The organism is Acinetobacter sp. UBA5984 (assembly GCF_002429925.1).
GTDB lineage: Bacteria > Pseudomonadota > Gammaproteobacteria > Pseudomonadales > Moraxellaceae > Acinetobacter > Acinetobacter variabilis.
The window spans coordinates 1-16,600 of record NZ_DJBE01000041.1; the positions used below are offsets into that span (position 1 = coordinate 1).

Below are 16,600 nucleotides of genomic sequence, written 5' to 3' on the forward strand. Positions count from 1 at the left end.
CTAGGTTTATGCAACAAAGCCCTTTAGAGTTGAAGTAACAAATCAAATTTAAATCAGATTTGAAAAATAATTACGGTAGTTGCTGTCCTGTGGTAATAATTCTAATAAACGCTGTACAGCATCAATACGATCATGTGTTTGCCCAATAATCCGTAATAATTGATCGGTATCCTTTATTTGATAAATCAACTGGCTTAAACGGGCATCAAAACAATGTCTCCAAGTACTGAGTAAAGGGCTTTCTGATTTAGATAAAAAGCTACCTTTATATAGCGAGAATGTACTCGAAATAAGATTTGCATTTAATGATTGTTCAGCACGTAAAAAATCACATTGGACTTCACAGGTAAGCCTATAAATGCGAGCCTCAATTGAATGAGGTAATAGGCTACGAAGTTGTGAAAGCTCAGCCTTTAAGGTTTTTAGGCTGACATTACGCTCACCATAAAGGGCATAGTGTAACTCTTCTAAACCAATGCCGTAAGGATACAAAGCTAAAATGCAAAGTATTTCAATTTGACGGTGAGTCAAGTTCAAAGTATGCCCATTAAATTGAACCCAGGGCGAACCTAGCGCTTTAATGTATAAAAAATTTTTCTGTTCAAATTTTATTGCTCGCTGTATTAAGTCTGCACAGCGTTCCACAGCAAGAATGCCTAGAGGGGTATGTTTTTTATATTTTGTGGAAAGATTGATAATGCCATGAAATTGACCTGAAGTCGGATCCCAGATAGGTGCTGCATAACAGACCCAATCACGAACGCTGTCCATTTGGTTTTCATGAGAATATACACAACTTGATGTTTGACTATTTAATGTCATACCAATCGCATTGGTCCCAACCGCCTGCGTTGACCAATGGCCACCTTCAATAAAATGTACCTGTTCAGCAGAAGAAAGCATCGCGGAACTACTCCAGGTCCATAACAGAGTACCATGGTGATCTGTAAGACCAATTGCCATATCGGAATCATTAGCAATTCTTAATAAATCGGCATAATTATGCTGAATAGAGCGGCGGAATAGGGAAGTCTGATCTTCTTGAGGCAAAGCCAAAACGGGTGCAGCCTGAACAATATGCTGATTAATTAAATGTGTTGTTTGCAGCTTTTTTGCTAGTGCTGTATTGAACAGGTTCATATCATATTCCTTTATGATTAGACTGTAATATCTTTAAACTTCAGAAATCAATTTCCAGATCTATACTCATTCAATCTTTTCTTACGTGTACCAAATCATTTTTCTTGGATTCGTTAAATAACCTTTTTTGGGTTTTACCAGCCTTTTAGCTACTTTAAAAGTGTTGTTATGGACTGGAAATGACTATTTTTATCTGAAGTGTTAATAAAAGTAACCATTATGTTGATAAATAGGATCCTTTAAATCATGAAAATGTCATTCACGCACGTAGGGCACAGGTACAGCCTCACCATAATACTGGCGGTCAGCAAAATAACTCGATCGCACTAATGGTGCACTCCAAATATTCTTAAACTCTAAGTGCCCTCCATGAGTTTGATAATGTTTAAACTCTTGCAATGTAACAAAACGATGAATTGGCGCATGTGATTTGGATGGCTGTAGGTATTGGCCGATTGTGACATAATCAATTTGATAATCTTTCAAATCATTTAATAACGCAATAACCTCAGCTTCAATCTCTCCTAAACCCACCATCAAACCACATTTCGTTGGGATATCAGGGCAGTAGTGTTTAAATTTCTTAAGTAAATTCAATGAATGCTGATAGTCAGCGCCTGGTCGCATGGCTTTATACAGGCGTGGCACGGTTTCAATATTGTGATTAAAGACATCAGGTGGATTTTTGCTCAAAATTTTAAGTGCAATATCTGCGCGACCACGAAAATCAGGAACCAAAACTTCAATCAAAGTGCCTGGACTAGTTTGACGAATTTCTCGAATGCAATCTGCAAAATGCTGTGCACCGCCATCTTTTAAATCATCTCGGTCAACGGAAGTAATCACAACATACTTTAAGTTTAGATTCTTCACTGTTTCAGCCAAATGCAGTGGCTCGTTGATATCTAAGGCATTAGGACGGCCATGCGAGACATCACAGAATGGACAGCGTCGAGTACAGATATCACCCATAATCATGAATGTTGCTGTTCCACTACCGAAACATTGCGGCAAGTTAGGACAAGCCGCTTCTTCGCAAACGGTATGTAGTTTTTGTTGTCTTAATAAATCCTTAATGATTTGGACTTCCTCAGGTTGACTAATTTTAGTCCGGATCCATTCTGGCTTTTTCGGTATCGTTTCCGTTGGAACAACTTTAATTGGAATACGCGCCATTTTTTTAGCGCCACGTAGCTTCTTTCCAGTTAATACTGGGTTATTTAAATCCATTTCAAACACTCCGTCGTTTAAAATAATTAATATTGAGCCTGATATTAAATAAGCTGATTTAAATGCGTTAATAATATTAAAACAGGGCAAAAAACTTATCATATAAAACAAAGGTTGGTTAAAGGTTTGTTTTTGTATATAGCTGAATAATATTAAAAAATTTACAAATTTTTTAATATTATAAACCACTGTTTTTAATGTTTATCTTATGTTTTTATGCATTATATTTTTTTAGTCTAATATGAAATTAAATAAAAATATTCTTATATAAATATACGATTTAAAAATCCAGTTATTCAATTTGGGATTTTCTTTTAAGCGTAGTTAATAAGGAATAAATATATGCAATTAACGGAAGAGCAATTGCTAGCAGCATACAAAAGAATGCGCGACATTCGTGAATTTGAGGATCGACTTCACGATGAAAACAATACAGGTGATATCCCAGGTTTCATCCATCTTTATAGCGGTGAGGAAGCTGTTGCCGTAGGGATCTGTGAAAATTTAACAGATAAGGACTTCATTACCTCAACACATCGTGGTCACGGACATTGTATTGCAAAGGGCTGTGACATTCACGCCATGATGCTAGAAATTTTTGGCAAAGATGATGGTTTGTGTCGTGGTAAAGGTGGCTCAATGCACATTGCGGACTTAGATAAAGGCATGCTCGGTGCAAACGGTATTGTGGGTGGTGGTCCACCTTTGGCTATTGGGGCAGCTTTAAGTGCTAAAACACTCAAAAATGGTGGGATTGGTCTATCTTTTACCGGTGATGGCGGTTCAAATCAGGGCTTAACTTTTGAAGCCATTAATATGGCTGTTGTTTTAAAGCTTCCTGTCATTTTTGTTTTTGAAAATAACGGTTTTGGTGAAGGTACTGCACATGATTATGCCGTAGGCAGTAAAGATATTGCAGGCCGAGCAGCAGGTTTTGGCTTACCCGCTGAAAAAGTAGATGGAACAGATTTTTTTGCTGTGTATGAAGTTGCACAAAAGGCTATTGAACGTGCCCGCCGTGGTGAAGGTCCGAGTGTGATTGAAACGGTAACCAACCGATTTTATGGACATTTTGAAGGTGATCCAGGGCTTATCCGTTCTAAAGAAGAACTGGATTATGTCAAAGAACATAAGGATCCATTGAAAATATTCCGCGAAAAAGTCAAAGACAAAATTGACGAAGCCAAGCTCGATGCGATTGACGCTCAGTCTAAAGCCAATGTAGACGATGCTGTTGCAAAAGCACGCGCAGCTAAGTACCCAGAAGCCTCTCAGTTACTTACTGATGTTTACGTCTCTTACTAAAGGAATAGTAGAACAATGCCAAATAAAAGTTATCGAAACGCAATTAAAGAAGCAATTGAATTAGAAATGCACCGAGACCCAAGTGTCATTGTGGTCGGTGAAGATGTTCGTGGTGGGCATGGTGGCAAAAATACCGATGACAATAAACTGGAAGGTTTTGGCGGTGTACTTGGTGTAACCAAAGGCTTATGGACTGAATTTGGTTCTGAACGAGTCATTGATACTCCAATTACAGAATCAGCGATTATTGGTATGGCGGCAGGTGCTGCTGCAACGGGTTTAAGACCTGTGGCAGATTTAATGTTTATGGATTTTTACGGCGTGTGTTATGACATGCTGTATAACCAAGCAGCTAAATTTCGCTACATGTTTGGCGGCAAAGCCAAAGCGCCACTCGTTGTACGAGGCATGATCGGTGCAGGTTTTTCTGCCGCAGCACAGCATTCTCAGTCGCCATATAACGTGTTTGCCTCAGTACCTGGCTTAAAAGTGGTGGTGCCTTCGAGCGCCTATGATGTGAAAGGGTTATTGATTCAAGCCATTCGAGATGATGACCCAGTAGTCTTTTGTGAACACAAGTTATTGTACGACATTAAGGGCGAAGTACCAGATGAGGCCTACACTATTCCTTTTGGTGTCGCAAATTACACACGTGAAGGTACTGATATCACCATTATTGCCTTAAGCCTGATGGTGCATCGTGCCAATGAAGTTGCTGACAAGCTCGCAAAAGAAGGCATTTCGGTTGAAGTGGTTGACCCTCGAACCATTTCTCCATTAGACGAAGATGGCATTTTAGAGTCAGTGGCTTCAACAGGTCGCGTAGTTATTGTGGATGAATCAGCAGCGCGTTGTGGTTTCGGACATGATGTGGCTGCCCTCATTGCACAGAAGGGCTTTCATTATCTTAAAGCACCAATCGAGTTAGTCACTCCACCACACTCACCCGTACCATTTTCACCAGTACTAGAAAAAGAATGGTTACCTAGTGTAGAACGCATCGAACAGGCTGTACGCAAGACGTTGGAGGCTTAGGATGAGCGAAATTAAAACTTTAGAAATCCCAAAATGGGGTTTGTCCATGGAAGAGGGTACGATTGCCCAATGGCTGATTCAGGAAGGTACCCAATTTAGTAAAGGACAGGAAATTTGTGAAATTGAAACCACAAAAATCGTCAATGTATTGGAAGCACCTTTTGATGGCCTGCTACGAAAAATTATTGCTAACGATGGTGACACACTGGTCGTAGGTGGAATCATTGCAATCTGTGCAGACGCTCAAGTTTCTGATGCAGAAGTTGAAGCATTTGCACAGTCTTTAGGTGGAACACCTGCTGTAACTGAAAATAAAGCGGTAGCAGCGGTTCCTGAAAAAGTCGATGTGGCTCAAGTTGAAACCAAAGTACAAGCTGCTCCTAAACAGAACAGTGTTGGTAATGGATCAAAAGCGGTGACTCAGGGCGGATATTCTATTCCTGATGAGTTACAAGGCTACCAACAAAGCGATGATATTTTTGCAACGCCACATGCCTTGAAATTGGCTGAAAAGCATAATGTAAACTTGGCTCAGATTACAGGTTCTGGACGTGAAGGCCGTATCAGTGTTCAAGATATTCAGGCCGCAGTTCAAGCTGCTGGTGGTTCTTGGCCAGATGTACGTCATCAAGCCAGCACGAAAGCCGCAAAATCTAAAGCAGATGATAGTGATGTTCTAGCAACACCTGTTGCTCGCCGTTTGGCAAAACAATGGGGTATTAATTTGCATGATTGTCGTGCATCGGGTTCACGTGGACGAGTCTGTAAGGAAGATGTTGAAGCTGTATATCAACGTGAAAACCCTGTACAAGCTCAACATACTGAGTACGCGCATCCAACAGAGTCAGCAAAATTCACCACCGTAGCTATGAATGGTATGCGTAAAGCAATCGCTGCACGCCTACAAGCGGCAAAACGCAATGCACCACATTTTCGCTTAACGATAGACTTAAATGTTGAGTCGGTTCAGGCTTTGCGTCAGCAAATTAACAGTACTGTACCGCAAGTCAAACTGTCCATTAACGATATGCTGATTAAAGCTGCTGCTGCTGCACTGATTAAAGTTCCACAAGTTAATGTTCAGTTTGATGAAGAGAATCAGCAGATTTTACAGTTTGAACAAGCTGATATTTCGGTTGCTGTGGCCATCGAAAATGGACTGATCACACCAATCATTAAAGCAGCGAACCGTAAATCTTTGGCGCAAATTTCCAATGATATGCGTGATCTGGCAACACGTGCCAAAACTGGAAAATTAGCACCTGATGAGTTTCAAGGCGGTAGTTTCAGTATTTCCAATTTGGGAATGCTGGGTATTCAACAATTTGATGCCATTATTAACCCACCTCAAGGTGCAATTCTGGCCTTAGGTATAGCAGAGAAACGTGCTGTCGTTGAAAATGATGAGATTGTTGTTCGTGAAATGGTGACCGCAACATTGTCTTGTGATCATCGTGTCATTGATGGTGCGTTGGGTGCTCAATTCCTATCGGTATTGAAGCAGTTTGTCGAAAATCCTGCATTAATTTTGGTGTAGGAGGAATAGTCATGTCAGATACACAATTTGATCTTGTGGTTATTGGTGCTGGTCCTGGAGGATATGTCGCTGCGATTCGCGCAGCGCAACTGGGATTAAAAACGGCAATCGTTGAAAAACAACACTTAGGTGGAGTATGTCTTAATTGGGGATGTATTCCAACCAAGGCATTATTGAGCGGGGCTGTGCTTGCGCAGCAGTTCAAACATGCAGGGCAGTTTGGCTTTACGCTTAACGCGATTGGTTTTGATATTCAAACACTGGTCCATCATAGCAGAAAGGTTTCTGAGCAACTGGTGCAAGGTATCGGTCAATTATTGAAAAAAAATCAAATCACTGTTTTTAACGCAGCAGCCCAGTTTATTGCCAAAGAGCAATTAGAGCTTACAGATGCGAATGGTCAAAAACAGCAGATTTCTGCACCGCATATTATTGTCGCAACAGGTGCACGTGCGGCCAATTTGCCTCATATTCCTGTAGATGGCCATCAGGTCTGGAGTTATAAAGAGGCTTTAGTTCCAGAACAACTACCAAAATCTTTACTGGTCATTGGTTCGGGTGCTATAGGCAGTGAGTTTGCAAGCCTATACCAAGACTTAGGCTGCCAAGTCACCTTGGTTGATATTGCAAAGCAGATTCTTCCTAGCGAAGACATTGAAGTTGCGAAGTATGTACAAAAGCAATTTGAACAGCAGGGTATGCAGGTTTTAACTGAAGCAACGGTAAAAAAAATAGAAACTGATCAGGCTCAAGTACATTGTCATATTGAAACTGCCACAGGTGTACAAATCATTACTGTTGAAAAGGTGCTTTCAGCTATTGGCGTGAAACCGAATGCGGAAAATCTTGGCCTAGACGATTTGGGTGTTGAATTTGAAAATGGTTTTATCAAAGTTGACTCATGGTGTAAAACCAATGTCGTGGGCATTTATGCAATTGGTGATGTCGCAGGCGCACCGTGTTTGGCACACAAAGCCAGTCATGAAGCCATTCTTTGTGTGGAGAAAATTGCAGGCCTAAGTCATGTACATGCTTTAGATCGTACACAAATTCCGGGCTGTATCTTTACCCATCCGCAAGTGGCCAGTATTGGTTTGACAGAACAGAAAGCGAAAGCTGCGGGCTTGAATATCAATGTGGGTAAGTTTCCCTTACAAGCCAATGGTAAAGCATTAGCTTTGGGCAATAGCGCAGGATTTGTTAAAACCATTTTTAGTCAGGAAACGGGTGAATTGTTGGGTGCTCACATGGTTGGACATGAAGTCACCGAACACATTCAAGGTTTTGCTATAGCAAAATACCTAGAAGCTACGGATGAAAGCTTAGCACAGGTCATTTTCCCTCATCCTACTTTATCTGAGGCGATGCATGAGTCGGTATTGTCGGCAATGCAACGTGCAATTCATATTTAAGGAATCGCAACATGCCTAGAGGTTTAAACAATAAAGTTGCATTAATTACGGGTGCAGCACAAGGAATTGGACGTGGTATTGCCTTACGTTTGGCACAAGAAGGTGTTCATATTGCATTGGTCGATCTTCATCAAGAAAAGTTAAATACTGTTCAACAAGAGATCGAAGCCTTTGGCGTAAAAGCCACCACATTTATTGCAGATATTTCAGATCCAATACAAGTCAGTCATGCAATTGATCATGCAGAATCGACACTTAATGGCTTTGATATCATGATCAATAATGCAGGGATTGCACAAGTTAAAGCGTTGGCAGAAGTAACGCCGAGTGAATTTAACAAAATCATGAACATCAATGTCGGTGGTGTACTTTGGGGGATTCAAGCCGCAGCAAATAAATTTAAACAACGCCAACAGGCTGGAAAAATTATTAATGCCTGCTCAATCGCAGGTCATGAGGGTTTTGCTCTCCTCGGTGTTTATTCAGCAACTAAATTTGCAGTTCGTGCATTGACACAAGCTGCAGCTAAAGAATATGCCAGTGCTGACATTACTGTAAATAGTTATTGTCCGGGTGTTGTTGGTACAGATATGTGGGTCGAAATAGATCAGCGTTTCTCTGAAATTACAGGCGCACCAGTTGGTCAAACGTATAAAAAATATGTAGATGGCATTGCTTTAGGACGTGCTGAAACACCAGATGACGTGGCTGCATTAGTTGCATTTTTAGCCAGCGAGGATGCAAACTACATTACAGGGCAGTCTATTTTGACAGATGGTGGAATGGTGTACCGTTAATATCAACATAAGGAATACATAATGAAAGCAGCTCGCTTTTATGACCGAGGGGATATTCGGATTGAAGATATTCCTGAACCGAAAGTAGTTCCAGGCACAGTTGGAATTCAAGTTGCATGGTGCGGTATTTGCGGTACAGATTTACATGAATTCATGGAAGGCCCTATTTTTATTCCACCTTGTGGTCATCCACATCCAATTTCAGGAGAATCTGCACCTGTAACAATGGGACATGAATTTTCAGGCGTAGTTTATGCAGTTGGTGAGGGAGTAGATGATATTCAAATTGGGCAACATGTCGTAGTTGAACCCTACATTATTGCGGATGATGTACCGACTGGGCCGAATGATAAATATCATTTATCAAAAAATATGAACTTTATTGGTTTAGGCGGACGCGGCGGCGGTCTTTCTGAAAAAATTGCGGTTCAGCGCCGTTGGGTACATCCTATCTCAAATGATATTCCCTTAGACCAAGCAGCATTGATAGAACCTTTGTCCGTTGGTCATCATGCCTATGTACGAAGTGGTGCAAAAGCTGGTGATATCGCACTGGTTGGTGGAGCAGGCCCAATAGGTTTACTCTTATCAGCCATTTTAAAGGCTAAAGGTCTCACGGTGATCATCACTGAACTGAGTGCAAAACGTAAAGAAAAAGCGATAGAAGCGGGCGTTGCAGGTTATGTACTAGACCCATCACAAGTTGATGTAGTTGCCGAAGTAATGAAAATTACGGAAGACCACGGTGTTGATGTCGCTTTTGAATGTAGTAGTGTTAATAAAGTCATGGATACACTGGTGACGGCGATAAAACCAACAGGGGTAGTCGTCATTGTTTCTATTTGGAGCCATCCTGCCACAATTAATGTGCATAGTGTGGTCATGAAAGAGCTCGATATTCGTGGCACGATTGCTTATGTCAATGACCATCAGGAAACCATCCGTTTAGTCGAGCAAGGTAAGATTAATCTGGAACCTTTTATTACCCAACGTATTGCATTAGATGATCTTGTTTCTAAAGGCTTTGAAACATTGATTCATAATAATGAGTCTGCTGTAAAAATTATTGTTCATCCGTAGTAACGCCTAATTTCAAAGACAAATTTGAATAAGCTAGAGATAAACTCTATGTAGCTATTTTTAATATTTATAGCGATAGGAAATGAGTCTGTATTTACAAACTCATTCTCATAATAGTGATTGGAAAACTCTATTTTTTAAGAAGAAATTGACAACACATAATGTATAATTTAATTTATATCAATATTAATGAATTTAATACCGAAATTCGTCTACTTAACTTATGTTTACCTAAAGTCTAGTTCATCAATTAAATAGTTAATATTTCATTAATAACCAATGAATTACAAGATAATTTATTTGAATGTAAAAAACTTGATTCATGAACTTGTGAATTTTGACCATTTTAGAATACATATAGCTAAACGATTCCTATTGGTAGATAAACTCAATGCTAGAAATTTTATAGTCAAGCCCAATAGATTTATGCACCTTGCGCAGTAGTACTACTCATGTCTTAAATAAGTTTACAGAATTAGGCCGACCTCACACCCAAGTTGTCACTTAAATTTAAGTAATTTACGAAAATTCTATTTTAAGTCTTTATGCAACAAAGCCGGTTTATTTACGAATAGGAAATGTCTACAGAATCTATTTTATTTATGCAACTTCACTAAAATACTCTTTATACCCTTATAATTTCTGTATTAAAAAGATATACGAAGAGAATCACGGATGGCGACAACGATCGCAAAATCAGGCTCCACAAACTTAGCCAATATCATTTACCAACAAATCAAAGACGATATTTTTAGTTTTCAACTTAAACCAGGACAACGCTTCACTGAAACGGATATTGCTGAAAAATATCAAGTGAGTCGCACGCCTATTCGTCAAGTCCTCTATCGTTTAGAGCAAGAAGGTTATGTGAATGTGCATTTTCGCAGTGGTTGGGAAATTAAACCCTTAGACTTTAATTTCTATCAAGAGTTGTTTGATTTACGCATGATCTTGGAAAAAGAGGCAGTCAAACGCTTATGTATGCTGGATCATGAACAGTCGTTAGAACTACAAAAGCTCAAACAACTCTGGTTGGTCGAACCAAGAGCCTATAATCAGAACATTAAAGAATTGGTATTACAAAGTGAAGATTTTCACTGTGCTTTAGTGCGGGCTGCAGGGAACAACCAAATTGCGAAGATCCATCACGAGATCAGCGAGAAGATTCGAATTGTACTGAGTTTGGGTGCCATGCGTGAATTTGATATTCAACATGCCTATGAAGATCACGGGGCAATTTTACGACGTATTCTAAATCGTGATGCTGAGGGTGCAATTCATCTCGCTGAACATCATGTCCTGCATAGTATCGAAGATGTAAAAAATATTACCTTGCATATGATTTCTAATCTTTAATTAAAACTTATAAATAGATGAATTTGAATGCCAATTCCCGAAGTTGGCATTTTTTTTGCCTGTAATACCACCATCTTGTATACAAGAGTGTATTCAACTCTAAGCTGATGCTTATTTGAATATATATGCTTATATTTGGTGCACAAATCAAATGAATAATGCACCAAAAGTATTCTAATTTTATTTATGCATTTTTTTTGTGCATAAAGCCGAGGGTGGTTGTAGTGAGTTTGCGTTTAGTTGTATTGATGAGTGGTGTTGGCGTGAGTACGTTAGTGATGGCTGATGAGGTGAATCGTTTAGATACCATCACCGTGACTGCAACGGGCACAACCGAATCAGAATCCTCATCCAAATCAATCACTAAATTTCAGCATGAATTATTGGATGTCCCATTTAATAAAACACATTTAGCTGAAGACATTTTAAAACAGCAGGATATTCAACGGATTGATCAAGCATTGAATTTGGTCAGTGGGGTATCGAACAATAATAGCTATGGCGGTGGTTTTTGGGATAATTATTCATTCCGTGGTTTTGAAGGTAATCCAAATACAGGCGTGGAATATATCCGCAATGGCCTAAGTGTGAACCGTGGCATATCTGCACCACGTGATATGGTCAATATTGCATCTTTGGATTTTTTAAAGGGGCCAAATGCGGCTCTGTATGGAAGGGGTGAAATTGGCGGTGCATTAAACGTCACCACAAAAAAACCAAGCTGGCAAAGTGCGACAGCACTTAATCTACGTGCTTCAAGTCAAGAAGAATATCGCATTAGTGCTGAACATACTGCACCGATTACTGAACAAGTGGCGTATCGCTTAGGAATTGCCGTAGAGGATAATCAATCCTTCCGTGATCATGTTAGCTCAGAACGGTTATTTGTTGCACCACAACTCACTTGGAAAATCTCACCAGACACACAACTTGATCTGGATACTGAATTTAGTCAGCATCTTGGCACCTTTGATCGTGGGCTGACTGCGGTCAATAATCAAATCACCATGGACAAGCACACCTTTACCGGTGAACCGCATGATGGTGATATGCGTGTCAAAGACAATTTATATCAACTGCGTTTAGCACATCGCTTCAATGATACTTGGAAAATGAATGGTGCACTCAGTTATAAAGATGCACAAATGGTCGGTTTTTCCACTGAACCACGTAAGATTCAAGCCGATTTACGCACTTTAGAACGCCAACGTCGCTATCGTGACTATCAGACCGAAGATGTGATGGCGCAGGTCGAGGCTTTAGGACAGTTCGAAACGCAAGCTTTGGTACATGAGTTGGTCCTTGGTCTTGAAGCGGGTCGTTTTCACTTTATGCAACAGCAGTACCGTCTGAATCATTCTGCGAGCAACCCGAATTGGATCGATATTTATCGTCCAGTCTATGGGCAGTTTAGTCCTGATATGCCACTGCATACCAACAGTGATGAGAACCAGCGTTATGTTGCGGTAAATGTTCAAGACCAAATGTTCTTCAATGATCAATGGAATCTACTCATGGGATTACGTTGGGATCGTGTTGAGCAAGATTTTCAGAATCACATGAAAGGCTTAGAGGATCAAACCACGCATGCGCAATTGAGCCCACGCATCGGGATTAACTACCGTCCAAGTGCAACATGGTCTCTCTATGCCAATTATGGCGAAGCCTTTTCCATGAACAATGGCATGAGTCGAACTTTAGAAACCTTTGAACCTGAAACAGCCAAAAGCTATGAAGTGGGTGCCAAATGGCAATGCTCAGATACCGATGCTTTGAGCTTGGCGTGGTTTGATATGCGTAAAAACAATGTGTTGATGACCGATGCCATCGATCCTAACTATGAGGCGGCGGTAGGTGAAATTTCAAGCCGTGGGATTGAATTCGATCTGAGCGTTCAATTGCATGATCAACTTAAGCTTTCTGCTAATTACGCATGGGTCAATGCTGAGGTAAGTAAGGATGAGCTGATTTCGAGTGGTGCGCCTCTGACTAATGTACCAGAACATTCTGCCAATCTAAATGTAGCGTATGACCCTTGGCAAAATGCAGGCCTGATGGCGAATCTCAGTTATGTCGGCTCACGCAGTGGCGACAGTCCAAGCAATGTCATGAATGGTTTCCGTTTACCAGCCTATCAGGTGGTGGATGTTGGCGCTTATTACCAAGCCAATCCACAACTGCGTTATCAGTTGAATATTCACAACCTATTTAATGAACACTATTACCGTTCGAGTTACAGCCATTTATGGGTGCAGACGGGTGAGCCAATCAAGGCATCAATGTCTGTGCAATGGGCATTCTAATGCGCAGCCATATCTTTATTTTGGGGATGGTGACAAGTGTATTGATGGGTTGTCAGTCTCCAAAAACACCACAAGATAATGTTGTATCCGCCTCAGCCAATCAACGTTGCGTTGTAGACAGTTCAGCGACAAAGGTCTGTGTTGATCAACCTGCACAGCGTATTGTTTCGCTATTTGAGTCGGGCTTAGATGGTTTATATATGTTGGGACAAGGACCGAAAGTGGTCGGTATTCCTGCAGAAATTTATCTTCAACCTTTGTTGTTTGATGCCTATTCCAAAATGGATGCCCGCATTGCCCAGAAACAACTTGCGACACCCTCACAAGGCTCTAATGCCACCAATATTGAAAGCTTAATGGCACTGAAGCCTGACTTGGTAGTCTTGGTCAGTGGGCAAACCCAAACCATTGAATTATTGAGGCAGTTTAGCATTGCGGTGTATGTAATGGAATCGGGAACATTTAAACAAGTTAAAGAAGAACTTGCTGAAATTGCCGTACTGACCGGTGCAGAACAACGGTCGCAGGAGATTTTACAGTTTGCCGATAATATTGTGGCAGAAGTGGCTGAGAAAACCTCAAGACAGCCTGAGCGACAATCGATTTACTATGCTTGGTCAGGGGGGCGGGTTTATTCCACTTCGGGGCGTAAATCCATCACCAATGATTTTATTGAATTGGCAGGGGCATACAACATTGTTGAAACTGAGACCAATCAACCGAATGTGAATCCAGAAACGCTGATTGAATGGAATCCGGACAATATTGTGCTGTGGAATACTAATCCAGAACTGATTTATCAGCGTGAAGAATTAAAAGGTTTAAACGCAGTCAAACAACAAAAGGTTTTTAATTTAACGCCTGCATTTATTTATAACCCACATACCATCAAAATTATTGTGACCGCTATTCATCTTAATCACAGTATTTATCCAGAACAATCGGACTTACCTGTAGATACATTGAAACTGAGAATATTAAGCAAGCTGTATGGCGCAAGTTTGGCAAAGGAGCTGATGTAATGACACTGCAATCCTTAAAATATACCTGGTTTTATCCAGTGCCATTGCTCCTGATTTTTTTATCGCTCTTAATTGGACCGAGCCAAAGTCTAAATGCATGGGATTATGTGCTGTGGTGTGTGCAATTTTTATTTGGTACACCTTATTACGATGCGGAACAATTTCTATTGATGCAAAACATTCTAGTCAATGTCCGTATGCCACGTATTTTACTGACCTTTATGGTCGGTGCAGCCTTAGCCACTGCGGGGAATGGTTTACAAGCTTTATTTAGAAATCCATTAGTCGATTCGTATGTTTTAGGGATTTCCTCAGGTGCAGCTTTTGGTGCCGCCTTAGCACTGACTTTAAGTTGGCTTTCGCCGAATTTATCCGCATTTATTTTTGGTGTCTGTGCTGTGGCATTGACCTACTTATTTGCCCAACAAAAACATGAAAGCCAAACTTCGCTGGTGATGGTGATTTTATCAGGGATGATCGTATCGGGTCTATTTTTGGCAGGTTTAACCATTATTCAGTACCTCAGTGATCCATTTAAACTACAAGCCATTGTGCAATGGACCATGGGTAATCTACATCAAGCCTCGTGGCAAAAAGTGCAATATGCAATCATTCCGATTTGTATCGCTTTAGCTGGTTTATACGCCATGCGCTGGCGTTTAAACCTAATGGCTTTGGGTGCAGAAGAGGCACAGGCAGTGGGGGTGAATCCACGTTGGGAACAACTGTGTTTGATTGTGTTTGTGACCTTATGTACCTCAACTTCTGTAGCGGCCGCAGGCATTATTAGTCTGTATGGCCTGTTTATGCCGCATATCGTGCGGATGTTAGTTGGCCCTGATCATCGTTATAGCATTCCGGCCAATATGCTGTTGGGCGGTAGTTTCTTACTGTTGATTGATAACTTTTCACGGGTACTGTTGACCTTTGAAATTCCAATTGGAATTTTCACCATGCTATTGGGAGCACCATTTTTCCTATTATTAATGAAAACACAACGGACGGCTTGGGCATGATTCGCATTGAACAATTGAACTATGCCTATGGGCATAAACAGGTGTTAAAAAATATTGACTTAGCATTTCCCAAAAACCAGTTTTCAGTGATTTTAGGACGCAATGGCTGTGGTAAATCGACACTGTTTAAATTAATGGCAGGTTTAGAGCCAATCGAGCAGGGGTGTGTCTGTTATGCCGGTCGATCACTTGCAAGCTTTAAAGGTAAAGAACGTGCAGCCTTACTCGGGTTTTTACCACAATTTCATAAAACCGTATTTCCATTTTTGGTGAAAGATGTAGTGATCACGGGTCGGGCAGCCTTTAGTCGTTTTCGACCGAGTGCTGAAGATTGGGCACGCGTTGATCAAGCCTTAATTGATTTGGATATTGAGCACTTGAAAGAGCGTCCATATACCGAACTGTCAGGTGGTGAACGGCAATTAGTGATGATTGCGCGGATTTTGGTGCAAGCACCACAAGTGATTTTATTGGATGAACCGACCAATCATTTAGATGTCTATTATCAAAGCTATTTGATGAAAAAATTACGCCAATTGTCACGACAGAATTTCACTGTGATTGCGATTATGCATGATCCGAATTTGGCATTTTTATTTGCCGATGAATTGTTCTTTATGCGAGAGCATCAAGTGATTCGACCGGATAACAAAGCACGAATCACTGATCCCAAATTTTTAAAAAGTGTCTACGATGTGGAATTCCATGAAGCCATGATCAAAGACAAAACCATTGTTATTCCGGATCATTCTTGGCTATGAACATGAATTTAGATTATCAATTGTTGCAACCACAAGATCATCAACAGGCGATTGAGTTTGCGCTGTACAGCCGTCAACTCTTATTTCCAGAGCTCTATCAGGCAAAAATTCCCCAAGATATTAAGCATTTTGAGAAATATTATATCGAGAGTGCTTTGGGTTGTTTTATTGTGGTGAAGGATCGAAATCGAATTATTGGCACTGTGGCATATCGTACTTATGACTATCGCTTTGATTTGGATATTCCACAGAATGCAGTGGAAGTGGTGAAGCTATTTGTGTTACCTGAGTATCGTCGTCAAGGCATTGCCACCAAGTTATGCAAGATGTTGTTTAAGCACGCAAAACAGCAGAAAATTGAAACGCTGTATTTACATACACATCCATTCTTACCAGCAGCGGAGCAGTTTTGGCAGTTACAGGGGTACGAAGTGATTAAACGTGAATGGCTAAAAAATTACGATACGATTCATATGCGATTATAATAAATTAAACAATTACATACAGTTTTAAAAGTCATTTTAAATTAGTAAAGTTTGACAACGAGGATTAATTAAATTTAACCTATATCAATTTTCATGAACTTAATTAGACTTCTTGCGTTAG

Annotated in this window: 14 protein-coding genes; 12 read left to right on the top strand and 2 right to left on the bottom strand. The window is 40.5% G+C overall.

The annotated features are described in order from the left end of the window. Positions 1–48: 48 nt before the first annotated feature. On the bottom strand, positions 49–1,140 hold the full coding sequence (locus tag B3J29_RS06035) for a hypothetical protein (protein WP_004812193.1): 1,092 nt from the start codon (positions 1,138–1,140) through the stop codon (positions 49–51). Positions 1,141–1,395: 255 nt separating this feature from the next. Continuing rightward, positions 1,396–2,370: a lipoyl synthase gene (gene lipA / locus B3J29_RS06040; RefSeq protein ID WP_004812191.1), complete on the bottom strand. Its 975-nt coding sequence runs from the start codon at positions 2,368–2,370 to the stop codon at positions 1,396–1,398. Between the two features lie 342 nt (positions 2,371–2,712). On the opposite strand from lipA, the gene B3J29_RS06045 reads away from it, so the two are divergent. The 12 genes from B3J29_RS06045 (at position 2,713) to B3J29_RS06100 (ending at position 16,479) form a co-directional block, all read left to right on the top strand. Further along, a complete protein-coding gene (locus B3J29_RS06045) occupies positions 2,713–3,675 on the top strand; it encodes a thiamine pyrophosphate-dependent dehydrogenase E1 component subunit alpha (RefSeq protein ID WP_004812189.1) in 963 nt (320 codons plus the stop codon). Positions 3,676–3,690: 15 nt separating this feature from the next. Continuing rightward, the gene (locus tag B3J29_RS06050) at positions 3,691–4,710 is read left to right on the top strand and encodes an alpha-ketoacid dehydrogenase subunit beta (RefSeq protein ID WP_004812188.1); all 1,020 of its coding nucleotides are present in this window, start codon (positions 3,691–3,693) and stop codon (positions 4,708–4,710) included. A gap of 1 nt (position 4,711) precedes the next feature. After that, positions 4,712–6,247: a 2-oxo acid dehydrogenase subunit E2 gene (locus B3J29_RS06055; protein WP_004812185.1), complete on the top strand. Its 1,536-nt coding sequence runs from the start codon at positions 4,712–4,714 to the stop codon at positions 6,245–6,247. Positions 6,248–6,258: 11 nt separating this feature from the next. Further along, on the top strand, positions 6,259–7,659 hold the full coding sequence (lpdA, locus tag B3J29_RS06060) for a dihydrolipoyl dehydrogenase (RefSeq protein WP_004812184.1): 1,401 nt from the start codon (positions 6,259–6,261) through the stop codon (positions 7,657–7,659). An 11-nt stretch (positions 7,660–7,670) separates the two neighbouring features. Continuing rightward, a complete protein-coding gene (locus B3J29_RS06065; RefSeq protein ID WP_004812183.1) occupies positions 7,671–8,456 on the top strand; it encodes an acetoin reductase in 786 nt (261 codons plus the stop codon). A 21-nt stretch (positions 8,457–8,477) separates the two neighbouring features. Continuing rightward, the gene (locus B3J29_RS06070) at positions 8,478–9,536 is read left to right on the top strand and encodes a 2,3-butanediol dehydrogenase (RefSeq protein ID WP_004812180.1); all 1,059 of its coding nucleotides are present in this window, start codon (positions 8,478–8,480) and stop codon (positions 9,534–9,536) included. A gap of 675 nt (positions 9,537–10,211) precedes the next feature. Then, entirely contained in the window at positions 10,212–10,892 is a 681-nt protein-coding gene (locus tag B3J29_RS06075; RefSeq protein ID WP_004812178.1) for a GntR family transcriptional regulator, read from the top strand. Between the two features lie 248 nt (positions 10,893–11,140). After that, positions 11,141–13,195: a TonB-dependent receptor gene (locus tag B3J29_RS06080; RefSeq protein WP_034424463.1), complete on the top strand. Its 2,055-nt coding sequence runs from the start codon at positions 11,141–11,143 to the stop codon at positions 13,193–13,195. 26 nt (positions 13,196–13,221) lie between these two features. Continuing rightward, positions 13,222–14,217 (top strand): ABC transporter substrate-binding protein, encoded by a 996-nt coding sequence (locus B3J29_RS06085; RefSeq protein WP_376745115.1) that lies wholly within the window; start codon positions 13,222–13,224, stop codon positions 14,215–14,217. 5 nt (positions 14,218–14,222) lie between these two features. Continuing rightward, the gene (locus B3J29_RS06090; protein ID WP_104427083.1) at positions 14,223–15,233 is read left to right on the top strand and encodes a FecCD family ABC transporter permease; all 1,011 of its coding nucleotides are present in this window, start codon (positions 14,223–14,225) and stop codon (positions 15,231–15,233) included. Continuing rightward, positions 15,230–15,994 carry an ABC transporter ATP-binding protein gene (locus B3J29_RS06095; protein WP_004812169.1) on the top strand — a complete coding sequence of 255 codons (765 nt, stop codon included), beginning with the start codon at positions 15,230–15,232 and terminating at the stop codon, positions 15,992–15,994. Before B3J29_RS06090 ends, B3J29_RS06095 begins: the two co-directional genes overlap by 4 nt. Beyond that, positions 15,991–16,479 (top strand): GNAT family N-acetyltransferase, encoded by a 489-nt coding sequence (locus B3J29_RS06100; RefSeq protein ID WP_004812166.1) that lies wholly within the window; start codon positions 15,991–15,993, stop codon positions 16,477–16,479. Before B3J29_RS06095 ends, B3J29_RS06100 begins: the two co-directional genes overlap by 4 nt. Positions 16,480–16,600: the final 121 nt, after the last annotated feature.